At 57.0% G+C, this 22958-nt stretch carries 17 protein-coding genes; 7 read left to right on the top strand and 10 right to left on the bottom strand.

Features of this window, described 5'->3' with window-relative positions:
• Window positions 1–42 precede the first annotated feature (42 nt).
• The gene (locus tag AC2FLU_RS20100) at window positions 43–936 is read left to right on the top strand and encodes a LysR family transcriptional regulator (RefSeq protein WP_480474690.1); all 894 of its coding nucleotides are present in this window, start codon (window positions 43–45) and stop codon (window positions 934–936) included.
• A 3-nt stretch (window positions 937–939) separates the two neighbouring features.
• Here the strand turns inward: AC2FLU_RS20100 and AC2FLU_RS20095 are convergent, their stop codons facing one another.
• Window positions 940–1158 carry a hypothetical protein gene (locus tag AC2FLU_RS20095; RefSeq protein ID WP_496715754.1) on the bottom strand — a complete coding sequence of 73 codons (219 nt, stop codon included), beginning with the start codon at window positions 1156–1158 and terminating at the stop codon, window positions 940–942.
• The gene (locus AC2FLU_RS20090) at window positions 1149–1466 is read right to left on the bottom strand and encodes a redoxin domain-containing protein (RefSeq protein ID WP_496808266.1); all 318 of its coding nucleotides are present in this window, start codon (window positions 1464–1466) and stop codon (window positions 1149–1151) included. The genes AC2FLU_RS20095 and AC2FLU_RS20090 overlap by 10 nt, the downstream gene beginning before the upstream one ends.
• Before the next feature lie 91 nt (window positions 1467–1557).
• Here AC2FLU_RS20090 and leuB point away from each other — a divergent pair, with 91 nt between their 5' ends.
• Window positions 1558–2661, top strand: a complete 1104-nt coding sequence (leuB, locus tag AC2FLU_RS20085) for a 3-isopropylmalate dehydrogenase (RefSeq protein WP_496716350.1) — start codon at window positions 1558–1560, stop codon at window positions 2659–2661.
• 70 nt (window positions 2662–2731) lie between these two features.
• On the opposite strand, the gene AC2FLU_RS20080 is transcribed toward leuB, so the two are convergent.
• The gene (locus tag AC2FLU_RS20080) at window positions 2732–4906 is read right to left on the bottom strand and encodes a transglycosylase domain-containing protein (RefSeq protein ID WP_480555311.1); all 2175 of its coding nucleotides are present in this window, start codon (window positions 4904–4906) and stop codon (window positions 2732–2734) included.
• Between the two features lie 259 nt (window positions 4907–5165).
• Between AC2FLU_RS20080 and AC2FLU_RS20075 the strand changes: the two genes are divergently transcribed.
• Both AC2FLU_RS20075 and AC2FLU_RS20070 read left to right on the top strand, forming a co-directional pair.
• Window positions 5166–5504 (top strand): P-II family nitrogen regulator, encoded by a 339-nt coding sequence (locus AC2FLU_RS20075; RefSeq protein WP_117871083.1) that lies wholly within the window; start codon window positions 5166–5168, stop codon window positions 5502–5504.
• Window positions 5505–5537: 33 nt separating this feature from the next.
• Window positions 5538–6863 (top strand): ammonium transporter, encoded by a 1326-nt coding sequence (locus tag AC2FLU_RS20070; protein WP_480474686.1) that lies wholly within the window; start codon window positions 5538–5540, stop codon window positions 6861–6863.
• A 72-nt stretch (window positions 6864–6935) separates the two neighbouring features.
• Here the strand turns inward: AC2FLU_RS20070 and AC2FLU_RS20065 are convergent, their stop codons facing one another.
• From AC2FLU_RS20065 to AC2FLU_RS20050, 4 genes are all read right to left on the bottom strand, one after another.
• Complete coding sequence (locus AC2FLU_RS20065) at window positions 6936–8120, bottom strand: amino acid aminotransferase (protein ID WP_496808265.1); 1185 nt, start codon at window positions 8118–8120, stop codon at window positions 6936–6938.
• The gene (gene sseA, locus AC2FLU_RS20060; protein ID WP_480555312.1) at window positions 8120–8974 is read right to left on the bottom strand and encodes a 3-mercaptopyruvate sulfurtransferase; all 855 of its coding nucleotides are present in this window, start codon (window positions 8972–8974) and stop codon (window positions 8120–8122) included. Before sseA ends, AC2FLU_RS20065 begins: the two co-directional genes overlap by 1 nt.
• Before the next feature lie 93 nt (window positions 8975–9067).
• On the bottom strand, window positions 9068–9337 hold the full coding sequence (locus tag AC2FLU_RS20055; RefSeq protein ID WP_480555313.1) for a CBU_0592 family membrane protein: 270 nt from the start codon (window positions 9335–9337) through the stop codon (window positions 9068–9070).
• Window positions 9334–9897 carry a helix-turn-helix domain-containing protein gene (locus AC2FLU_RS20050; RefSeq protein WP_496808263.1) on the bottom strand — a complete coding sequence of 188 codons (564 nt, stop codon included), beginning with the start codon at window positions 9895–9897 and terminating at the stop codon, window positions 9334–9336. The genes AC2FLU_RS20055 and AC2FLU_RS20050 overlap by 4 nt, the downstream gene beginning before the upstream one ends.
• A 108-nt stretch (window positions 9898–10005) precedes the next feature.
• On the opposite strand from AC2FLU_RS20050, the gene ilvD reads away from it, so the two are divergent.
• Window positions 10006–11838 carry a dihydroxy-acid dehydratase gene (ilvD, locus tag AC2FLU_RS20045; protein WP_480520104.1) on the top strand — a complete coding sequence of 611 codons (1833 nt, stop codon included), beginning with the start codon at window positions 10006–10008 and terminating at the stop codon, window positions 11836–11838.
• A 128-nt stretch (window positions 11839–11966) separates the two neighbouring features.
• Here the strand turns inward: ilvD and AC2FLU_RS20040 are convergent, their stop codons facing one another.
• Window positions 11967–12785 carry a sulfotransferase family protein gene (locus AC2FLU_RS20040; protein WP_496808262.1) on the bottom strand — a complete coding sequence of 273 codons (819 nt, stop codon included), beginning with the start codon at window positions 12783–12785 and terminating at the stop codon, window positions 11967–11969.
• A 143-nt stretch (window positions 12786–12928) separates the two neighbouring features.
• On the opposite strand from AC2FLU_RS20040, the gene AC2FLU_RS20035 reads away from it, so the two are divergent.
• Both AC2FLU_RS20035 and AC2FLU_RS20030 read left to right on the top strand, forming a co-directional pair.
• Window positions 12929–14506: a DUF5928 domain-containing protein gene (locus AC2FLU_RS20035; RefSeq protein WP_480625288.1), complete on the top strand. Its 1578-nt coding sequence runs from the start codon at window positions 12929–12931 to the stop codon at window positions 14504–14506.
• Window positions 14507–14824: 318 nt separating this feature from the next.
• The gene (locus AC2FLU_RS20030) at window positions 14825–18424 is read left to right on the top strand and encodes a flavoprotein (protein ID WP_496808261.1); all 3600 of its coding nucleotides are present in this window, start codon (window positions 14825–14827) and stop codon (window positions 18422–18424) included.
• On the opposite strand, the gene AC2FLU_RS20025 is transcribed toward AC2FLU_RS20030, so the two are convergent.
• Window positions 18421–19584 (bottom strand): hypothetical protein, encoded by a 1164-nt coding sequence (locus tag AC2FLU_RS20025; protein WP_480474678.1) that lies wholly within the window; start codon window positions 19582–19584, stop codon window positions 18421–18423. The two genes, AC2FLU_RS20030 and AC2FLU_RS20025, sit on opposite strands and share 4 nt — an antisense overlap.
• A 20-nt stretch (window positions 19585–19604) precedes the next feature.
• A complete protein-coding gene (locus AC2FLU_RS20020; RefSeq protein WP_496808260.1) occupies window positions 19605–22880 on the bottom strand; it encodes an ATP-binding protein in 3276 nt (1091 codons plus the stop codon).
• Between the last annotated feature and the right edge of the window lie 78 nt (window positions 22881–22958).

Raw genomic sequence — 22958 nt, 5'->3', positions numbered from 1 at the left:
TATTGAATTGCCGAGAAATGCAGAATGTGTATTCAATTTTGAATGGACAAAGCACTGACACATGCGGATTGGTCTCTGATCCAGAGCTTTCTGGCCGTGGCCGAAACGGGGTCCCTGTCCGCCGCTGCACGGCACCTTGATCGCAGCCAGCCCACATTGGGACGACAAGTACAAAGCCTTGAGACCGAACTGGGCGTATCCTTGTTCGACCGGCACGCGCGCGGCCTGAAACTGAGCGTGGCAGGGTCCCAGCTTTTGCCGATGGCGCAGCAAATGCACAGCGCCATGACTGCATTCAGCCTTGCCGCCGCAGGGCAGTCGCAGCAACTTGAAGGCTCGGTCCGCATCACCGCTTCGGTCTTCGCGTCGCATCACCTGCTGCCACCGATTCTGGCGTATATCCGAAGGCAGGAACCCGCCATTCAACTTGAGCTGGTCGCCACAGACACCACGGAAAACCTGTTATACCGCGAGGCGGATATTGCCGTTCGCATGTATCGCCCGGCGCAGATGGATATCATTTCGCGATATCTGGGGGAGGTGCCGCTATGCTTTTGCGCGGCCAAGTCCTATCTCGACCGTAGGGGACGCCCCAATACACCCGAAGAACTTTTTTCCCACGACCTAGTGGGGTTTGACGCCAATCAGGAAATCATCAAGGCCATGCGCGAAAAAGGGTGGCCCGCAAGCCGCAACAGTTTTGCGACCCGCTGCGATCTGCAAAGCGCCTATTGGGAACTGATCCGCGCGGGATGCGGCATTGGCTTCAGCCAGGTCCAGATGGCCGAAGCCGACCCGGATGTCGAAATCTTGCCGCTGGATGTTGAAATCCCGGTTCTGCCCGTGTGGTTGGCTGCGCCGCAGGCCATGCGCCAGACCCCGCGTATCCGCAGGGTCTGGGATTTGTTGGCAGAAGGGCTCAAAGCCTCTCTTTGAGCGTCAAAGTGGGCCGGTATAAGTTCCACGCGCGGGATAGTTGTTGCCCAAAGTGAACTTCAGACCACCCGCGATATCCGACATCGACGGGCGACCGAAAGGCGTGGTCTGTCGCCAAGCATAGTACAGCGTCCGGTCAGGTGCGATGTAGAAATGTCCGGGCTCTGCGAACAGGTCTGGTTCGGCACTGCCTTCGCGCTTGGTCGAGATGTTCAGCCCCAACCCTCCCGCGCCTCAGACAGGGGCAGGCTGTGGCCTACGCGTAAGCGGGAAACATTGGCTTTTGCGGCGGTTTCAGCGGCACGTTCGGCGGTATCGGTGGTGATCATGATAACCTCGACACCCAGCGCCGCGAAATCGTCCAGCGCCGCCTCGGCCTCGGTCATCTGTCTGATGCAGATCGGGCAATGCAATCCGCGATATTGAATAACCAGCGTTCCGTTTTCGCCCTTGTTGGTCTCAAGGTCGAAACTGCCATGGGCGACGGTTTCAATTTTCAGTGCAGGAACCGGATTTCCAGATGTCAGCATGTATTTTCCTTGTGTTTTGACAGGTCTGTCTCATTGACCCGATGCTGCGCAGACGCTAGGGCCTGTGCAACAAAACGCAAGGAGACCCTTCATGCCCAACCCCTCGCTCCTCATCCTGCCCGGAGACGGAATTGGCCCAGAAGTTATGGCCGAAGTGCGCAGAATCATCGATTGGTTCGGTGCCAATCGTGGTCTTCAATTTGACGTGAGCGAGGATCTGGTGGGCGGTGCCGCTTATGACTCCCACGGCAAGCCTCTCTCCGATGAGACCATGGCAAAGGCGCAAGAGGTTGACGCGGTTTTGCTGGGCGCTGTCGGCGGTCCGAAATACGACGATCTGGATTTCAGCCTGAAGCCCGAGCGTGGCCTGCTGCGCCTGCGCAAGGAAATGGACCTGTATTCGAACCTGCGCCCCGCGCAGTGTTTTGACGCGCTTGCCGATTTCTCGTCGCTAAAGAAAGACATCGTTGCCGGTCTCGACATCATGATCGTCCGCGAACTGACGTCGGGCGTCTATTTCGGTGAGCCGCGCGGCATCTTCGAGGAAGGCAACGAACGCGTCGGCATCAACACCCAGCGTTACACCGAATCCGAGATCGAACGTGCCGCGCGCTCGGCTTTCGAACTGGCAATGCGCCGCAACAAAAAGCTGTGCTCGATGGAAAAAGCCAACGTGATGGAATCGGGCATCCTGTGGCGCGAAGTCGTCACCCGCGTCGCAGCGGACTACCCCGAAGTTGAACTGAGCCATATGTACGCCGACAACGGCGCGATGCAGCTTGTGCGCGCTCCGAAACAGTTTGATGTGATCCTGACCGACAACCTGTTCGGCGACATCCTGTCCGACTGCGCCGCGATGCTGACCGGGTCGCTGGGCATGTTGCCTTCGGCCTCTCTGGGCGCGCCGATGGCCAATGGTCGACCCAAGGCAATGTATGAACCCGTCCACGGCTCGGCTCCGGACATCGCGGGTCAGGGCAAAGCCAACCCGATCGCCTGTATCCTGAGCTTTGCCATGGCCCTGCGCTACAGCTTTGATCAGGGCGAAGAAGCGGATCGTCTGGAGGCCGCGATCGAGAAAGTACTGGCCGATGGTGTACGCACCGGCGACCTGCTCGCAGAGGAGGGCGTTCAGCCCGTATCAACCACTGAAATGGGCGACGCGATCCTTGCGGCCTTGGATGCCAGCGTCTGAAACACGCAATTAGCGAAATGGCAAAAAGGCGGTGCCCAGTGCACCGCCTTTTTTTCCATCAAAGAAGGCTTTAGTTTCCGCCAAAAATATTCTTCAGCAGATTGTTGATGTCCTCGGCAAAACCTCCGCGCTTTCGACGCGGCTGTGGCTGTGCGACCTGAACCGGCGGTGCTGGTGCCATCATCGGCAAGGGTGTGGGTGTCATCCCTTCGGTGACACGCAGCATGGTTTCTCTCCAGATTTCCGCGGGCAAACCGCCGCCGGTCACACCAGACAGGGGCGTGTTGTCGTCATACCCCATCCAAACACCGGTTACATAGTCCGCAGTAAACCCGATGAACCACGCATCGCGCGCTGCCTGGGTTGTGCCTGTTTTGCCCGCGACCTGCCAGCCGGGCAACTTGGCCCGTCCACCTGTGCCTTCGGACACCACACGTTCCATCATCCATGTCAGTTGCTTGGCAGCCGCGTCGTTGATCACCCGTTCACCGATACCGGTTGTCGTGACCATGACAGGTGCTTCATCACCCAGCAGCTTCAGCTCGGTCAGGCCATAAGGTTCGACGGCAGAGCCACCGTTCAGAATACCTGCATAAGCCCCCGTCATCTCAATCAGCGTGCTTTCCGATGCGCCCAGCGCCAAAGCAGGTCCTTGCGCCAGATCGCTGGCAATCCCAAAACCACTGGCCACCGTGCGGACGTTATCCAAGCCCGATATCTCAGCAACTTTCACCGCCGGAATATTCAACGAATTCTTCAACGCATCCGCCAGTGACACGCGCCCGTAGTACTTGTTGGTATAGTTCTTGGGGCACCATTGACCGGACCCGGGAATGTCCACGCAGTAAGGTTCATCCATCACCGTATCCAGCGGGGAATAGCCGAGTTCCAGCGCGGTGGCATAGACAAATGGTTTGAAAGACGAACCGGTTTGGCGCTTGGCGATGGTGGCCCTGTTGAACACCCCGGCAACCCGTGTTTCTCGGCCGCCGACCATTGCTCTTACCGCTCCGTCCGCGGACATAACCACGATGGCCGCCTGCGCCTTGGAGCCTTCGCGCACCTTTTCCTGAAAGATGAATTGCAAAGCCTCTTCCGCCGATCGCTGAATCCGCTGATCCAAAGTCGTCTGGATTACAACATCTTCGGTTGTGTTGTCGCCAAAATAACTGGGAAGTTCCGAAACAACCCAATCTGCGAAATAACCGCCCGCTCGGGCAGCTGCCGCTTCAGACAGTTGCGCCGGTCGCGTACGCGCTTCGCTGGCCTGTGCGGCGGTCAGATATCCCTGATCCTCCATCAGACCGATCACCAGCCGCGCCCGATCCTGAGACCGTTGCAGGTTGTTGGTCGGTGCATAGCGTGTAGGCGCAACCAGCAGACCAGCCAGCATCGCGGCCTCTGCGGGCGAAACCTCGGCGGCGGATTTTCCAAAGTAGCGCTGGCTTGCGGCTTCGAACCCACGCGCGCCTGCGCCAAGAAAGGCACGGTTCAGGTAGATCGTCAGAACCTCGTCCTTGGAGTATTTCACCTCCATCGCCAGCGCATAGACGGCTTCCTTGGCCTTGCGCCACAAGGAGCCCTGACGGCAGTCGGCCTCATACGCGGCCTCAGAGTCCCAGTCACTGGGATCATAGGGAACGCCCAGACACAGGAGTTTCGCGGTCTGTTGCGTGATTGTCGACCCGCCATGCCCCGACAAAGGCCCGCGGCCTTCGCTCAGGTTGATGCTGACCGCGCTGGCGACGCCACGCGGGCTGACCCCGAAATGCCGGTAAAATCGCTTGTCTTCGGTTGCGACAACCGCGTTTTTCAGATGCGGAGAGACGGTATCGGCCGTGATCACTCCACCAAACTGATCGCCACGCCAGGCAAAGACCTTGCCATCACGATCCAGCAAGGTCACGGAACCCCGCGCGCGCCCATCCAGCAAGGCATCGACATCCGGCAACGTGGCGTAAACGATACCCACCGCCAGCGCGAGCAGCATGGCCGAAATCGCACCGACACGCCAGGTCAATCCCCAGATCAACCGCCAGATCCATCGGAACAAACGGCGAAAGATACCACCGCCTTTACCCCCTGATGACTTGCGGGTTTTCCTGCGCGTGGTTTTGCGCGTGGTCGGTTTGCGCACCGTCGATTTCTTGCCCGCCGTGCTTTTGGTCGCAGCCAGTTTTCGGCCCTTCGAAGGGTACCGTTTATCCGCGACCAATGTCGGCTTGCGGCGCTTGGACTCAGTCATGCTCAAACTCTGCCCGGTTATACTTTTTGGTCACCATACCTCGACAACCGCAGTATGTAGAGGTCCGAATTTCCGGAATTTCCCCTCTCTATAGCGCTCATTTATTGGGCACAATGCCCAAGTTGTGCAAAAAATGTGCAACTTTGCATTACTTCCCGGCAGGTTTTGACCCCGAAAGCGTTTCTTACTGCGTCGCGGCGCGCTTTTTTTCTGCAGGTGCAAACAAGCCGGTCCCACCGGACAACCAGAGGGGAAAGACGTGAAACTGATCATTGCGACAATCAAGCCGTTCAAGCTGGAGGAGGTGCGCGAAGCTCTGACCGAGGCTGGCGTGCGCGGCATGATGGTAACCGAGATCAAGGGCTTCGGCTCGCAGTCCGGTCACACCGAAATCTATCGTGGGGCCGAATATGCGGTGAACTTCGTGCCCAAGATCAAGCTTGAGATCGTGGTGCCTGCGACAATGGCCGACCAGATCGTCGAGACGATCACCAAAACCGCCAAGACCGGCAAGATCGGTGACGGCAAGATTTTTGTCCTCGATGTCGAACAGGCGCTGCGTGTGCGTACCGGGGAAACCAACGAGGACGCGCTGTAAGCGCGCCCACTCACAATCATTCGAGGACTGACAATGAACCTGATGAAATCTCTCATCCCTGCCGCCGCCATTGTTGCGCTGCCGCAGATGGGTCTTGCGCAAGAGGCCGCTGCAACCGGCGAAGCGGCACAGCACACCCAGTACATCTTTACCACGCTGCTGTTTCTGATGGCGGGCTTTCTTGTTTTCTTCATGGCCGCAGGTTTTGCCATGCTGGAAGGCGGTCTGGTACGATCCAAGAACGTTGCCATGCAGATGATCAAGAACGTAGCATTGTTTTCATTTGCCGCAATCATGTACTGGCTGATCGGGTTCAATCTGATGTATCCCGGCGACGGCTGGTCCATCACGGGCTGGCTTGGCCCGTTCTTCTCGACCACAACGCTTGATGCGGTTGGTGTTGCGCCGGCGGATGCGGCACTGGACTATGCTTCGGTCGGTTCGGACTTCTTCTTCCAGCTTGTGTTCGTGGCCGCGACTGCGTCCATCGTGTCGGGCGCCGTGGCGGAACGGATCAAGCTTTGGCCCTTTCTGATCTTCGTCATCGTGCTGACAGGCATCATGTACCCGATTTCCGGTTCGTGGAAATGGGGTGGCGGCTGGTTGGATGCCAAGGGCTTCTCGGACTTTGCCGGTTCGACCATCGTACACTCGGTCGGTGGCTGGGCTGCGCTGGCAGGGGCCCTTATCTTAGGCCCGCGGATCGGCAAGTACAAAGATGGCAAAGTTCACCCAATGCCCGGCTCTAACCTGGCGCTGGCAACACTGGGGACGTTCATCCTGTGGCTGGGCTGGTTCGGGTTCAACGGCGGCTCGCAACTGGCGATGGGAACAGTGGGCGATGTATCGGACGTGTCACGCATCTTCGCCAACACCAACATGGCGGCTGCTTCGGGCTCGGTTGCAGCGCTGGTCCTGACCCAGGTTCTGTACAAGAAGCCCGACCTGACGATGGTGCTGAACGGCGCACTGGCGGGTCTGGTCTCGATCACGGCCGAACCGCTGGCCCCGACCCTGTTCGGTGCCCTGTGGATCGGTGCCGTGGGTGGTATCATCGTGGTCTTCGCGGTCCCGATGCTGGACAAGTTCAAGATCGATGATGTTGTCGGTGCCATCCCGGTTCACCTGTTCTGTGGCATCTGGGGTACCATCGCCGTCGTCTTCTACGGTGACGCGAGTCTGGGCGCGCAGCTACTGGGCATCGCCGCATACGGCGTTTTCACCTTTGTCGGCGCACTGTTCCTGTGGACGATACTGAAATCCACCGTCGGCATCCGTGTCAGCGAAGAGGATGAGATCAACGGCCTCGACATGGCTGAACTGGGAATGGAAGCATATCCCGAATTCTCGAAAGGCTAAGCCTTGCCTTCACCTGACAAAAAAACCCGGGCGTTCGCGCCCGGGTTTTCGTTTCGAATGTCGCGTCGGCATCTAAACCCCGACATCCACAATTGCTTTGGCCAAAATCGGCACAGTCACTGCGTTCAGCCCGGCAATGTTCAGTCGACTGTCACCGACCATGTAGATACCGTGTTCAACGCGCAGTTTCTCGACCAGTTCCGGTGGCGCCCCAAGGCGTGAGAACATGCCGCGGTGCTGGGCGATGAACCCAAACCGGTCGGATCCGGCCAGACGCTGCAACTCGTCAGCCAGTTGCTGGCGCAGGCCCAGCATGGAGAGGCGAACCTCTTCCAGCTCAGTTGCCCAGTCTGCCCGCAACGCCTCATCCATAAGAATGGTCGTCACCACGCGCGCGCCGTGGTCCGGCGGGAAGGAGTAGTTCTGGCGATTCAAAAACGCCAGTGTGGCCTGATTCAATGCGGTTTCAGCCGCGTTGTCACTGACGGCCATCAGCAACCCGGTGCGCTCACGATAGACGCCGAAATTCTTCGAACATGACGCCGCAATCAGGCATTCCTTGACCGATGAGGCCACCAGCCGCACGCCTTGCGCATCCTCTTCCAGACCGTCACCGAAACCCTGATAGGCAATGTCGATCATCGCAACGAGGCCCAGCGCATTGATCAGGTTCACGACCTCCTGCCATTGCACCATGTTCAGATTGGCACCGGTCGGATTATGGCAGCAGCCATGCAGCAAAACCACGTCACCCGCTTTGGCGGTTTTCAGGTCTGCGATCAGCCCGTCGAAATCGACGCCCCGGGTCTCTTCATCGAAGTAACGATACTGAACCGTTTCCATCCCCAGATAATTCAGGATCGACAGGTGGTTGGGCCAGGTCGGGTTCGACACAAACACGCGTGCCGAAGAGTTCGCCATCCGGATCAACTCGAACGCCTGACGGCAGGCACCGGTGCCTCCGGGTGTCGCCACTGCGGCGATGTTGCCGCGTGGCACAGAAGTACCCAAGATCAATCCGATCATCGCATCCGCATAGGCCGGATCACCGGCCAGACCGGTATAGGCCTTGGTTTCCTGCTCTTCCCAGATACGCTGTTCGGCGGCTTTCACCGCGCGCATCACCGGCGTCACGCCTTCGGCATTCTTGTAGACACCAACACCCAGATCGATTTTCTGATCGCGCGGGTCTTCGCGGTACATCTGCATCAGCGCCAGAATCTTGTCGGCAGGCTGCGGTTTCAGGTTCTCGAACATCAGTTCTCTCCGGTTGCGACGGGCAGGGTCGGGAAGGCACCCCATTCAGCCCAGGAGCCGTCATAAAGCGAGTGGTCTTTCTTGCCCATGCGTTCCAACGCAAGGCTGAGAATCGCGGCCGTGACGCCCGAACCGCAAGAGGTGATCGCCGGCTTCGACAGATCGACGCCCGCAGCCTCGAATATGGCGCGGCAGTCCTCGGGCGACTTCATTGTTCCGCTGGCGTTCAACAACTGCCCAAAGGGCACATTGCGCGAGCCCGGAATATGGCCCGAACGCAGCCCTTCGCGCGGCTCGGGTGCGGTTCCGGCAAATCGGTCGGCCGAGCGGGCATCGATGATTTCGTGATCCGCCAGCTTGGCGGCGGCGGAAACTTGCGTGACGTCCCGGACAAGTTGGTTTTGCACGCGAACGGTCATGTGGCGGTCGCGAATGACCGGAGGCAGATCCTCGATCTCGCGCCCCTCGGCCTGCCATTTTGGCAAACCCCCATCCAGAACCGCGATGTTTTCCTGACCCATCAGACGGAACACCCACCAAACGCGCGCTGCGGACATCAGCCCGGCACCATCATAAACCACAACCTGATGACCATCACCGACACCCATGGCCCGCAGGCGTGACATGAATTTTTCGACCGGTGGCGCCATATGAGGCAAGTCGGAACGGTGATCTGATATCTCATCAATATCAAAGAACCGTGCTCCGGGGATATGCCCGGCATCATATTCGGCCTTGGCATCACGGTTTTGCGCGGGCAAATACCACGACCCGTCCAGAATCCGCAGATCCGGGTCTTTCATATGCGCGGCCAGCCATTCGGTGGATACGAGGGTTTTTGGATCGTCCTGCATCAAAGCCTCCCCTAAGCGAGCTTGGGGTTTCCCTATACCCCGTGGCATGGGCGTTCAAGGCTGGATAGCGCTAGCGCTTGTTAACCGCTGGATTTATCGCGCCTTGCGCAGGCGGAAATGCTGGATGATGCCGATGACACTGATCACAATCCAGAACCCTTCGATCAGCATCGAGGCCAGATTGAAATTCTCAAGCAGCGAAAAGACGATCAAGACAGACCCCAGCAGGTTGATCATCGGAAAGGCCAGATCATCGGAATTCATCATCCGCATCTGCGTCGCGAAATACGCGGCCACCACGATCAGCGCCCCGAATGAGCCGATGGCATCCACGATGGTAAGCGTGTCAAAAATAGCCGTCATGTCTGGGCCGTGCCGTTTTCAGGAGATTCAGTGTGTTGCACATAGTGATGCATATTCAGAAACGCGGCCCCCTGCGAACCGGCGCGATACCCGTGCGGCAGGTCCGCAGCAAAGCGCAACCCCTGCCCGGCCTGCAAGGGCACCCAGTCCTCGCCACGCAGAATTTCCAAAGTGCCGCTGAGGACAAATACTTCCTCGGTCACCCCGGCGGCATGAGCCGGGGATTCGTGGCTTTGGTTCGCGGCAAGGTTCACATGAAAGGTCTCGGCACCCAGCGCGGGATCGAAGGGAAAGACAATCTTGACCTCGATACTGCCGGGAAAGGTTACAGTCTGAAAGACCGATGGATCGCCCAGAGTCGTGTCGATCAACCCGCTGAGCGGTATCTGAAAGCCCTTGGCGATTTTCCAAAGCGTCGCGATCGTTGGGCTTGATTCGCCGCGTTCAATCTGGCCCAGCATGGCTTTGCTGACACCGGTCATCTCGGCGACTCTGGACAGGCTCAACCCCGAGGCTGCCCGCACATCCCGTAATTTCAGCGTAATGTCGTCCATAGCCATACCCGCGCTCTGCGATTTACCTTGTACGTTATAACGCACATGTGCTACGTGCGCTATAACGTACGAACCCCGAATTATGCAACCCGAGGCAACAGGGAAAACAGCATCATGCCATTGTACCGATCCAGAACCTCTACCCATGGCCGCAATATGGCTGGCGCACGCGGCCTTTGGCGGGCCACAGGTATGGGTGATGACGATTTCGGCAAACCTATCATCGCCATCGTCAACTCATTCACCCAGTTTGTGCCGGGTCACGTGCATCTGAAGGACCTGGGCCAGATGGTCGCGCGCGAGGTCGAAGCCGCAGGTGGTGTGGCGAAAGAGTTCAACACGATCGCCGTGGATGACGGTATCGCCATGGGCCATGACGGAATGCTGTATTCGCTGCCCTCACGCGAAGTGATCGCAGATTCGGTCGAATATATGGTCAACGCCCATTGTGCGGACGCTATGGTCTGCATTTCGAACTGCGACAAGATTACCCCGGGTATGCTGATGGCCGCCATGCGTCTGAACATCCCGGCCATTTTCGTTTCGGGCGGTCCGATGGAAGCGGGCAAGATCGACATCGCCGATCTGGAAGCCAAGAAGATTGACCTTGTGGACGCTATGGTCGCCGCCGCAGATGACAAGTTCACTGACGAACAGGTTCAGCACATCGAAGAAAACGCCTGCCCCACGTGTGGCTCATGTTCGGGCATGTTCACTGCGAACTCGATGAACTGTCTGGCCGAGGCGCTGGGTCTTGCCCTGCCGGGCAATGGGTCGACTCTGGCGACACACGCAGACCGCAAAGAACTGTTCCTTGAGGCTGGCCGCCGCATCGTCGAGATCACCAAGCGCCATTACGATCTGGACGAAAAAGGCTTTCTGCCCCGTGAGATTGCCACCTTTGAAGCGTTCGAAAACGCCATGAGCCTTGATATCGCCATGGGTGGATCGACCAACACGGTGCTGCACCTGCTGGCCATCGCGCATGAGGGTGAAGTTGACTTCACCATGGCCGATATGGACCGCCTCAGCCGTCGTGTTCCCTGCCTCTGCAAAGTCGCTCCCAATACCGAGAACGTGCATATGGAAGACGTCCACCGTGCCGGTGGTATCTTCTCGATCCTGGGTGAGCTCAGCCGCGCGGGCCTGCTGCACAACGAATGCAGTACAGTGCATTCGGCCACGATGGGCGAGGCGATTGCCAACTGGGACATCACCATCGCCAACAATCCCAAAGCACAGGAGCTGTTCAAGGCCGCCCCCGGCGGAGTTCGCACCACACAGGCGTTCAGCCAGTCGAACCGGTTCAAGGAACTAGACACCGATCGCCAAGGCGGCGTGATCCGGTCCAAGGAACACGCATTCAGTCAGGATGGCGGTCTGGCGGTTCTGTTCGGCAACATTGCCCGCGACGGCTGTATCGTGAAAACCGCTGGTGTGGATGCCAATATCCTGCAATTCACCGGCTCGGCCTATGTATGCGAAAGCCAGGATCAGGCTGTTAGCGACATTCTCACCGGCAAGGTGAAAGAGGGCGATGTTGTGGTGATCCGCTATGAAGGCCCGCGTGGCGGTCCGGGGATGCAGGAAATGCTGTACCCAACGTCTTACCTGAAGTCGAAGGGTCTTGGCAAAGCCTGCGCCCTGCTGACCGACGGGCGGTTTTCGGGCGGCACTTCCGGTCTGTCGATCGGCCATGTCTCGCCCGAGGCGGCCGAAGGCGGAGAGATTGGTCTGGTACAGAATGGCGACACGATTGAAATCGACATCCCCAACCGCTCGATCCATCTGGCCGTCTCAGATGAAGAGCTTGCGGCCCGGCGCGAAGCACAGGACGCAAAGGGCTGGGTGCCTGCTGCGCCGCGCAAACGCAAGGTGTCTACTGCGCTGAAGGCCTATGCGAAACTGACCACCAGCGCGGCGAAAGGAGCCGTGCGTCAGGTCTAAACTGATAGATTACCGGTCTGCTGACGCGGCAGACCGGTAAGTCGATCATGCACAGGCGCACCCGGGCGCAACCAGATTAAATGTTTCGCAAGAAACGTTGACGATGGACGGGTCATCCTGCCTAAGGATCAATCGCCCAGTTTGGCGTGAATTTCATCCAGATCGATTTCGCCAATCGGCATCTTGTTGGCCGGGTTTTCGAAATCGTATTTGAACAGCTCAAAATCCTGCTTGTAGATCTCATAGACCAGATGCATCGACAGGTCGTCGAAATAGTCTTCAACCGGATGCGCGCGCTTGGGTCCGTGGCCTTCGGATTCGTTGAACCGGGGTATTTCGGACAGCGAAACAGAATGCTTCAGCTTTGTATTGTCCAAGACACCCTGCATCCCGTCGTTGAACGCTTCGGTCCAGAAGATCCGATCATAACGACCACCGTTCACGATGAAGGTCGACACGTGACCAGACATGGCTGACCAGTGAATGTCCGGGTCCATCGGACGCCGCCAGCGGATGGTATCACGCGCAAACAGCAGGAACCGGCGAAAGCTGGCGATCTGGTCAAACTCTCCCTTTCCATTGTCTCCGCCGACCTCGATCCCGTAATTGTAGATCAGCGTCGGCACCAGATTGCCACGATACCGTTTGCCGTTGCGCTGGATCCCGCAGATCTTGTCGAAAAACGAGCTCAGAATACGCGTGTACGGGTTGCGCACACAGGTAAAGGAATACGAGGCGTGATCGCGCACATTTTTGGAAATCAGGTCCTGGCTCTGATCAAAGGCCCATTTGTGCATGCCATCCTTGGCGTCATGGATGTCACCGTCAAAAAACTGACCGTGCTCCGAATAATACATGATCTGCCCAATGGTCGAGCAGGCGCATTTTGGCACAACGCGGTACACCATGCTTTCGCTCTCGGTCATCCAGGTACCGGGAAAACCCATCTGCTGTGCCTCCTACGCTGGTCTGGTCTCAAACCGATATGCCAGCTTTTGATAACAAGGAACCAAAATTATTCTGTTTATTCAATCGCTCATCCTCAGTATCACGGTTGAAACCGGGCAGAAACGGAAATTACCTAACCTCGATGGCGAAGATTGCCTATATATTGCTATGCCATAAGGACCCTGATGCAATCATTGCACAGGCCGAACAGCTGACCGCTGCGGGCGATTGCATGGCCATCCACTTTGACGCCCGTGCCAGCGCCGAAGGTTACGGGCGCATTCGTTCCGCGCTGGATCAAAATCCGAACGTGACCTTTGCTAAAAGGCGCATCAAATGCGGCTGGGGAGAATGGTCGCTGGTGCAGGCCACGCTGAACGCCTTGCAGGCTGCCGTCGAAACCTTCCCCCGCGCCACGCATTTTTACATGCTGTCCGGTGATTGCATGGCGATCAAAACCGCAGAATACACTCATCGGTTTCTGGATGATCACGACAAGGATTTCATCGAATGCCACGACTTTTTCGAAAGTGACTGGATCAAGACCGGCATGAAAGAAGATCGGTTGATCTATCGCCATTATTTCAATGAACGCACCCAGCCAAAACTGTTCTACACCGCCTATGAAACGCAGAGGCGTTTTGGGCTGACGCGGCAGATTCCCGAAGACCTTCAGGTTATGATCGGCAGCCAATGGTGGTGTCTTCGCCGCCGAACGGTCGAGATGATTCTGGACTTCCTGCGACAGCGCAGGGACGTGATCCGGTTTTTTGCAACCACCTGGATACCCGATGAAACCTTCTTTCAAACGCTGGTACGCCACCTGATCCCGAAGGGTGAAATCGAAAACCGTACACCGACATTTCTGATGTTTTCGGATTATGGAATGCCCGTCACGTTCTACAACGATCACTATGACATGCTTCTGGGTCAGGACTATTTGTTTGCCCGCAAGATCAGCCCAGAGGCGCATGAGCTGAAAGAGCGTCTCGGCTCACTTTATGCGAGTGAGGGCATCGACTTTCCCATCTCGAACGAGGGGCGTAGCCTTTATGCGTTTCTGGCTGGCCGGGGGCGCATCGGGCACCGGTTCAGGCAACGCTTCTGGGAGGCCGGAAGTGTTCTGGGCCCCGACCGAGAGCTGTTTGTGATCGTGTGCAAAAAGTGGCATGTCGCCAAAAGGCTGGTCGATCAGATCGCGTCTGAAACAGATATCCCCTGCGTCGAATACCTGTTTAACGAAGGGGATACCCAACTGCCTGATCTGGGCGGTATTGAAACGACGCTGACCAAGCGCTCGCGCCATCGGCGGGCCGTTGTACGAATGCTTTTCGAAAGTTTCGGATCAGACCAGTTGGTTCTGTGCCTCGACCCGGCCAATCTGGACGTTGTTCAGGATTTCAGCGGTGATCAGGCCAAAACCCATGTGCTTGAGATCGAATGCGAATACTCGGACGAATACCTGATTGGCCACGCGCGGCGCGTCGGATTGGCGGGTGACAACAGCCCGGTTGAGACTGTTTCCCATCTGCTGCCGACACTTCGCAACGACCTGAGTTACGAGTCCCAACAAATCCGCGCCGCCGGTTTGGACAATTACCTGCGACTGCGGGAAACCGCCCAGCGCGCCGAAAACATAGCTGTCATATCCGAATTTCTTGGGGTGGACAAAGAAAAGGCCGACGCGGTGATGCGGCTGGACTACCTGTTCGCCGACTAAACGGAAAGTCAGCCTGACATCCGACAGCTTTTCGGCCCCCTTTGCTGCATTGGGTGCACCGCATATTTGCCTGTCGGAAAGGACAGCCTAAAACCCAACATCACTGCCATCGTGATTTTTATTCAAAAATCGGATACTGTGCAGCCAATTGGGCCAATTTGCTTATACTTTTTCTCTTTGGCAGGCCGGCCCTGGCCAGTGAAAGGCAAAAACAGACGCGTCCTTAATTCTGAATGACGGGTATCTGCGCATCGAAAACCCGAAAGCCCCTGCTGGCCGCAATTAGACATTTGAAACGCAACTCCGGGGGGAACAGTTGTGCTTATAGATCAAATTGAAACATCCAGATCATATATCCCAAATGACGCAGACTGGAACCTGATATACAAGGTTCTGCCGGGCGAGGCCAAGATTGCCGACCCGTCAGTCATCAACTGTCATTTCGAATGTATCGAGGTGACCGACAACACGGTTCTGCCAGCAAGCGGCATGTATGTTGTTCTGCGCGGTGTGGTTCAGCTGCGGCAGAACGGTAATCCTTTGGCCAGCGCGGATGTCGGTGACTATTTCTATGAAGAGCACCTTCAGATATCAGACATTCCCGTCAGCCTCGAAGCGCTCGCGCTGGACGGATCGCGGGTGGCTTTTCTGTCCAGCGAGAACTGGCGTCAGATACCAGAGGAAATCCGGCAACCCTGCTTCGCCACGATGTTCGGCGATCTGGTCAGTGTTCAATTGCAGAACTTCCAGCAGCCGATCAATTGTTGCAGCGTGACGGCTGCCGCCCTCAGCATGTCCGCGTTGGGCTTCAGTTGCGAAGTGAACGACATTTTCCGTGAATGCGCGCTGCCTTCGTCTTTCGTCGTCAATGACGGTATCTCACTGGGTGAGCTGTTTGACGTCGCCTGTACCTACATTCATTCGCAGGGCTTGCGGGACAGTGTTCAGGTTCAGGCCTATTTCATGGACGAGGACACGACAAACGTGCAGCTGTTGCTGGATGCGATTGACGAATCCAACCGGCTGGGTGGTGACAATGATATTCTGGTGGCGAATTTTCAGGTCGGCGTCGCCCATGGCAAAGCGAATATGCCGGGCGGGCATTTTGCCGTCATCGCCAAGTGCAACCCAAGCACTGGGCTGGTGCACATGATGGACGTACATCCTGAGAAATACGGCAAGCTTTGGGTTACAACCGCAGACCGGCTTTGGAAGGCGATGTCGGACCGTGACGGAACCTCGATGCGGTCGCGTGGCATTTTGCGCTTCTCGGCGCGTGCCGCGGTCAAGACGCATCTGAAGACATTCAAGCAACGATGCAACTATGTCGACAGCACGCTCTATCTGGCAAAAGACCCCAAGAAACGGCGCAACCTGTTCCGCCGCGCCACTCCGAACATGAACTCCTTAGGTGTGTTGGTGGAAAGCCTGGCCATTCACGGCGATGACAAGGTGGACGAAGACGAGCTGCTGCGGGCCACCGAAGCCTCTTTCACGGATGTTGTCTCACGGGTGGCCACGGCCGCGGACATGCACAACATGGCCCAGAAATATCTGAACGCGGCTGAAAACATACACCTGAGCAGTTCACTTCGCAGTTTCGGAACGCGCGAGGACACATCGATCCTTACCCCCGAAGACTGGTTCAAGATGCAACTACAGGGCCTGGACGCCAACACGGACCGTCACCTGATGATCAATATCGACTTTAATCGGGTAACCGGGATCGAAGCCATCCGCCCGCCGGTAAACGTTTACCGGGAAACCGCGTTGCTCGAAGAATTCTGGTGCCTGTGTATCGCATATGATGAAGCAACCGACCTTGTGACGATCGTCGACATGAGCCCCGCAACGTCACAGGTCTGGCAAGCCCCTCGTGGCAACATCTTCCGCGGCCTGCGCGATCTGGAGGACCCGGCTTTGCTGGTGATCGAAACAGTTGAGCCGCCCGAAGATCCCGGGGATGTCGCCAGCATTATCCGGAACAACCCCATGGTTCTGTTTTATGAAGATGAAGACCCGTGGTCCTACATGCTCAGAAGTGTTCTTTCGAACATCGGTGCGACCAGCGTAAAGCAGGTGGATGTGGGCGGTCGCGACCCCAACGCGATAAAGATGCGACGTCAGCTGATATCTTTAGGTGAAAAACCCAAAGTTCCCTACCTGTTTTTCCAAGGCCAGTGCATCAGCAAAGGCGAAAAGCTGGAAGACATTGTGGACATGATCAAGGCAGGTCACCTTCAGGACCGCATGATCGAAGCAGGTCTTCCCGTTTCCAAGCTTGAAGAGACACCCAGCCTGAATAAGAACATGTTCGGCTATCCCAAAGGTGTGATGAACGAGGTAAGCAGCGGCAAACGCAACGTGCTGCTTTGTGCCTGCGGGTCATCGGCGGCAGACAAGATACCAGAACTTGTTGAGCGCATCGTCGACGCCGGACACAATGTCAAACTGATCCCTTCCACTTCGGCTGAAAAGTTCTTTCGGGACTTCGGCGCTGAACGGATCGACGCCAAGATCACCCATAACGACTATTACCGCGACGATGATGAATGGAATTTCCGTTACATGGAATTCGACATGCCAGTGCGTGCGTCGCATCTGGCGCTTTGTGACTGGGCCGATTGCGTGATCGTCGCTCCCATCACCTGCAACACCATGGGAAAGGTGGCAAACGGGATCGCCGATAACCTTCTGACCTCTGTCTTTGTGGCGTGGCAGTACCAGAAGAAGCCCGTGATCCTGTGCCCGGCCTGCAACACGAATATGTGGAACAACATCACCACCCAGAACAATGTCGCAAGGCTGAAGACGCTGGGCATCGATTTCATAGGCCCTCGGGAGGGCCGCCTGTCCAACGGCCGGATGGGGATTGGTATGATGGCCACGCCTGACCAGATCATGGAAGCACTGGGCGACGCATTCGAAGAACTGGACGACCAGAAATACCGCGTGTGCAAATGGGCCCGAGAGGCTGCCGCCGCCGATGATATCAATGAATGGAAACGTGTGTTCCGCGCCATCGATGAAGGTGTCGTGGGAGTCAATATCGTGGACGAAGCCCACGGCGATTCATTGCTGCATTATGCGGCTGGCGGCGAAGGCGAATTGAACGAAGGCGGTCACGATCTGGGCAAGCCAGATTATGAAGCGGCACAGGATTTGATCGACCGCGATATCGACGTCAATATCGTCAACGATCACGGTTTCACGGCATTGCATGTGGCTGTGATGAACAAAGCCCCAAGGATGGTCGACATCCTGTTGCGCGCCAAAGGCATGGATGCAACCTCGTGCATTCAATTTGTTCAGGGCATGGATATCCCGCCCGAGATACGGACCATGCTGGATGCTTGGGCGCGAGACCACAACCTTAAGATAAAAGACGCGGAACAGGGCCGTGACGAGACCTTTATTGCCGTTCAGGAACCCACCTATCTGTATTTCACATACGGCTCCCTGAAACAGGGGTTCCCGAACCATGAGGCACACAGCCGGGTCTTGAATGACTTTGTCGGGCCTGCCCGCACGCGGCAACCAATGCCCCTGATCGTTCCAAATGAACCGTTCTGCGACAATCCGAACTGTGGCTTCCTGCACCGAATGGCGACCCTTGTCGATCAGCAGGGCATGGGCAAACAAGTAAGCGGAGAGGTTTACCGGGTGACGGAATCGGGCCTGCACGAGCTGGATAAGCTGGAAGGTTATCATGGTCCGGGCTCGTCCAAGAACGTCTATATCCGCAAAAAGATCAACGTGATCTTGGATGGGGTGATGAAACCCGCCTACGCCTATGTGATCGCCGATCCTGAAAAGTACATGCAAAACTGGCGTGACGGAAAATCAGATGTTATCAGCGACTACACACTGGATATGGCGCAGGGTGAACCCAAGCCCGGATTCGAGCCGGCTATCTAGTTTTCCGCTGTGCTGACTGGTGGCGGTTTCGGGCTTTCCTTGGAACTGAGATTATAGGCCGTGATCACCACCATACAAAGCAGGACGAACGGCCAGAACCCGGCCTTGGGAATAAGGTTGTCCCGATAGTGGATGATCCGCAACGACGTCTCAACGTCGGACGCAAACAGGTATGTATTGACCGAAACTGCCAGCAGCATGAAGTACATCAGGAAAAAGAACGACTCCATATAGATCACAGGAGAACCTGCGAACCCTTCACGCAGCTGCACATGGGCCAACAGGATCACGAAAAACAGAACCGAGCAGGTTCCGATTACACTGGACGTGCTGAAGTCATGCCGATCGGCCAGCCCCTCGCGGCGCGTGACGGTCATCAGCGCCCCAAACAGCAGCATTGTCACGACAAGCAGCGGGACCATGTGCACGATGAACGCGTTTGCGAAATTGCGTTTGATGACAAAGTTATAATGCAGCTCGGGCATGTTGGTTTGATAGGCGTTCTGAGCGATGCCCAACGTCGTATCCAGGCTTGACAACTTATAGTCGAAATAGGTGTTCTCACGTTCCCACGTACCCATCACGATCTGACTGTCGATGCCGAAAATATCATCCGGGCCGGTCGCGGAATAAGCCTCAAAGTCAGGAACCAGCGCAACATTGATGTCAAAAGATGCGGGCCAGAAGCGCACCCAGACCGTTTTGTGATCAAAGGGGTAGCGGGTGTAGTCAAAACTCTGCCGAAGGGTTTGTTCAAAATACCACCCGATCAGCAACCCATCTTGTTGCGGCAGCCGATAGGCCTCTTCGATCAGTCCGTTTGCTGTATCGACCGCTTCCGGCAGAAGGAAACCGATCTCACCCTCGGCCGGACGGATCTCATCATGAACACCTGTGATGTAGCGCTGCCAGACGTAACCGGTGACCTGCACGTCGCTGGCACCAAGAAAGCTGAATGATTTTAAGAAGATCCCCGTTTTAACGCGGTAATCCGGCACGGCATCCAGTTTTTCCAGATACGCGTCCACTGATGCCTGATCCGGAAGTTGAGTGGGATCACCCTCAAAATGATTCAGTTCGATCCAAAGTTTGAGCAAGAGACCCCCAAGCCCAAGGGTCAACAAGCCAGAAATCAGCCACACCTTTCTTTCAACGCTCATTCAGCCTCCTGCCGTGTCACCTAATCAGCCAGAAACCCCACTGAACCCAGAAGGGATTGCGTGATACCCATAGCGGCAAACTGCGTTGCCAGATCGGCATACCCCCCGTGTTGTATTGGCGGAGTGTTCTGCTGTCCGCTTTCAGCCAAAAGTCGTATTTGACAAATGGATAAATCGACCATTGGCAAAGGTTCGGTAGTCGTGAAGGCTGCAAGCCCATCCGCATATTCAATTGCTGCGTCCCAATCGCCGCGCGCCAGCATGACGGCGCAGGCGTCCGAGTAAAAGTGAAGGTGACTGTGACCCACACATCCCTCGGAAATGATCTCAGACCCCAGGTTCAACAAGCGCGTTTGCTCATCAGGGTTGGACTCGGCCATTGCCAGGGCCGACAAGGCCTTGGGCCCTACAAAGTTCCGCCCATGTTCAAGCGCGATTTCAACCGCGCGACGACCTGTTTCCCGACCGTGGTCCAACTTTCCGGCATAAGTCTGCGTTCGCGCCAGATGTTCAAGGGCCTGCGCCTCAAGGCGTTTTGCACCGACGCGTTCCGCAATTTCAGCTGAAACACTGAACGCTTCCAGTGCCTGATCAAGGTTGCCCAAAAAGGTCTCGGCCACGCCAAGGCAGGTCTGTGCAACGCATTCCGGAACAAAGGCAAAATACGTTTGCGAGACTTCGATGGCCTCAATGGCGTCCGCCTTGCCCTGTGCTACGTCCCCGGTGTAACTGCGCGCGACGCTGAGATTGTGCAGATTGGCGGCCAGATCGCGGACCAGCCCTTTTTCGCGCGCTCGTTCAACAGCTTGCGTATAAAAGCCTGTCGCTGTCTTCATGGTGGCTTTCATGAAGTTTGCATCACCAAATCCGCTTAGCGCCCCAACCTCGAGGCGGGCAGATCCAAGTTTGCGGGCAAGCGTCAGGGCGCGTTCATTGGCGCTTAGCGCTTCCTTGTCCCGACCCAGAGGGAAAAAGACATTACCGCGCACATAATTGATCTGCGCCACATCCCGCTCTGACCCGCAACGCTCGGCGGCGGTTTCAGCCATATCGAGTGCCTCCAGCGCGTCCTGATACAGGCTGGATTGCCGCGCAGCCTGCGCGAGCCCGATATACGCGCGGCTTATTTGCTCATCGGTTTCGGCAACGCGTGCAGCTTCCCGAAACTCACGCAGTGCGTCGCCGGACAGACCCTGAAGCCTGTGCGTCTCAGCCCGAGCGCAAAGCAGATCGAACCGGACACCTGCGGGGGACGGCAGTTCCAGGGCGCGTTCGATCAATGGGCTGGCATCGTCAAATCTGAAGGCCTGGATCAGTTTCTCCGCCGCGTCCAGATACGCCTGTGCGGCGTTATTCGCCCCAGCCCGGTCCAGATGCTGTGCGCATAGGGTCGCATCGCGATCCTCGAACCACTTGGCGGCCTGTCTGTGCAGGCGCGCACGCTCGGATTTGACCAACGTTGCATAGGATCCATCCCGGATCAGCGCATGGGCAAACATGAGGTCAGGCCCTGCCTCTCGGACCAGCGCGGATCGGATCAGGCTGGTCGTATCCAGATGCCCTTCACCCAGAATGAAGTTCAGCACTTCTGCCGAGAACCGTTGCCCCAGTACCGATGCTGCCTGAATGGCGGCGCGGCTGGTTCGATCCAGTGCATCCAGTCGGGACTGAACGATCCCCTGAATACTGCCGGGCACGCTTTGTTGGGTAAGTACATCTGTATTGCGCAACAACTGTTCAAGAAACAGCGGATTGCCCCCGGCGCGTTTGACACAGGTTTCCAGCAACTCGGGGTCGATGGCCGTGAATTCTTCGACCAACAGTCTGGCCTGTTCCTCGCCCATCGGCGCCAGTTCCATCTTGGACACCGGCGCGCCATCGGTTGCCATTTGCCAGTCCCGGTCAATCGGGTCGCCTTCAACCCGGCTGGTCATCATCAACACGCAAGGGATATTCCGCGTCGCCGCCGCAATATGAGAGCAGGTCACCAGGATCTCGGGCGAGGCCCAGTGGATGTCCTCGATCTGGATCAGCAGGGGGGCTTCCCGGCTGCTGGCCGACAGCAACTCTTCAATGACCTGCCGCCTTCCGCGCAAGCGGGTCTTGTTGTCCATCACCGCAAACACCTCGGCCAGACCGGCGTCCTGCTCCAGCTCAAGCAGCGCGTTGAGGTGCGCGGCGTTCGCGGGGCTGACCCAGCCCCTGGCGATTGCGTCCCTGGCCGCTGCGGCACCCGTTTTCGCGCCATCCGACGGGTCAAGACCCAGAATGCTGCGGGCGACCATCTGAATGGCCGAATGCCCTTCGCGCGCGCCGAAATCCATCACGACACCGTTGTGGATCGTGTAGGACTGGCCGGATGCCAGTTCAGCGACTTGCTCGGACAAATGGGTTTTTCCGATCCCGGGCTCACCCAGAATCACATGGACTTCGCCCTTGCCGTGGCGTTTGCATCGGTCAAATGTGGCCGAGAACACCGACAACTCCCGCTCGCGCCCGATGAACTTATGACGCCGTGTGCGAATGTTCCGGGCCAATCGATCCAGACGCCAAATTTCAACGGGATCATTCAGCCCTTTGATGGCCTTCACACCAAGGGATTCGCCAACGAATAGCGGTCCCAACGCGCGCTGAATGTCATGTGAAACCAGAGTCTCGCCGCCTGCGGAAATATCCGTCAGACGGGACGCCAGATTTACCCCATCCCCTGTGACAGTGTATTCTGTATGCGACTGACTTCCGGTCGTACTGGCAATGACCTGACCTGACGCAATACCGATGTGGCAGGAAAGCGGTGGTGACAAAGTCGGTAGAACTGCATGTATCTCGGCAGCAGCACGCGCCGCCCTTTCGGTGTCATTGGTATGTGAAATCGGCGCTCCGAAAACGGCCATGACCGCATCGCCAATATGCTTGTCTATACGACCACCATACTTTTCGACGACATTGTCCACTTTGCTGAAGAATTGATTCAGCAGCGCATGCAGATCTTCTGCATCCAGCTCACTGGATAGTTTCGTGAATGCGGTAAGATCGGCAAACATCACTGTAACCTGTCGGCGCGCGGGCTCGAGCTGTGCAGCAGGTTCAGGCTCTGCTGATGTTTGGCTGGTATCAATCTGTTCTATGGCGCGCAGCAGCCGCCGCCGATCACCGACGGCCGTCACCCCAATTTCGATCAAATCCTCGGCCGTCAAATCAGGCAGGATGGAGAAATCGATTTTGTTGTCTGCGAAGGCCTGCGCGTACTCGTTTAATCCAATTGCGCTCAGCCAGCCCCTAAGGTCCTGAGACATGTTGCCCCTCTGAAGTCCCCCGCTTCATCCTGGAACCTAGCATGTGAGCCGCTTCGAGTCTGCTAGAACCTAATTAAT

This window comes from Ruegeria sp. SAZD013 (assembly GCF_059612525.1).
The sequence above is the reverse complement of the archived record's forward strand: the minus strand, read 5'-3'. Positions and strand labels throughout refer to the sequence as shown.

What these genes read in the sequence shown, in the direction of transcription:
- AC2FLU_RS20100 (WP_480474690.1), top strand. Translation starts at nt 43, where the DNA reads ATGGACAAAGCACTGACACATGCGGATTGGTCTCTGATCCAGAGCTTT.
- AC2FLU_RS20090 (WP_496808266.1), bottom strand. Translation starts at nt 1,466, where the DNA reads ATGCTGACATCTGGAAATCCGGTTCCTGCACTGAAAATTGAAACCGTC.
- leuB (WP_496716350.1), top strand. Translation starts at nt 1,558, where the DNA reads ATGCCCAACCCCTCGCTCCTCATCCTGCCCGGAGACGGAATTGGCCCA.
- AC2FLU_RS20080 (WP_480555311.1), bottom strand. Translation starts at nt 4,906, where the DNA reads ATGACTGAGTCCAAGCGCCGCAAGCCGACATTGGTCGCGGATAAACGG.
- AC2FLU_RS20070 (WP_480474686.1), top strand. Translation starts at nt 5,538, where the DNA reads ATGAACCTGATGAAATCTCTCATCCCTGCCGCCGCCATTGTTGCGCTG.
- AC2FLU_RS20065 (WP_496808265.1), bottom strand. Translation starts at nt 8,120, where the DNA reads ATGTTCGAGAACCTGAAACCGCAGCCTGCCGACAAGATTCTGGCGCTG.
- sseA (WP_480555312.1), bottom strand. Translation starts at nt 8,974, where the DNA reads ATGCAGGACGATCCAAAAACCCTCGTATCCACCGAATGGCTGGCCGCG.
- AC2FLU_RS20055 (WP_480555313.1), bottom strand. Translation starts at nt 9,337, where the DNA reads ATGACGGCTATTTTTGACACGCTTACCATCGTGGATGCCATCGGCTCA.
- AC2FLU_RS20050 (WP_496808263.1), bottom strand. Translation starts at nt 9,897, where the DNA reads ATGGCTATGGACGACATTACGCTGAAATTACGGGATGTGCGGGCAGCC.
- ilvD (WP_480520104.1), top strand. Translation starts at nt 10,006, where the DNA reads ATGCCATTGTACCGATCCAGAACCTCTACCCATGGCCGCAATATGGCT.
- AC2FLU_RS20040 (WP_496808262.1), bottom strand. Translation starts at nt 12,785, where the DNA reads ATGGGTTTTCCCGGTACCTGGATGACCGAGAGCGAAAGCATGGTGTAC.
- AC2FLU_RS20035 (WP_480625288.1), top strand. Translation starts at nt 12,929, where the DNA reads ATGGCGAAGATTGCCTATATATTGCTATGCCATAAGGACCCTGATGCA.
- AC2FLU_RS20025 (WP_480474678.1), bottom strand. Translation starts at nt 19,584, where the DNA reads ATGAGCGTTGAAAGAAAGGTGTGGCTGATTTCTGGCTTGTTGACCCTT.
- AC2FLU_RS20020 (WP_496808260.1), bottom strand. Translation starts at nt 22,880, where the DNA reads ATGTCTCAGGACCTTAGGGGCTGGCTGAGCGCAATTGGATTAAACGAG.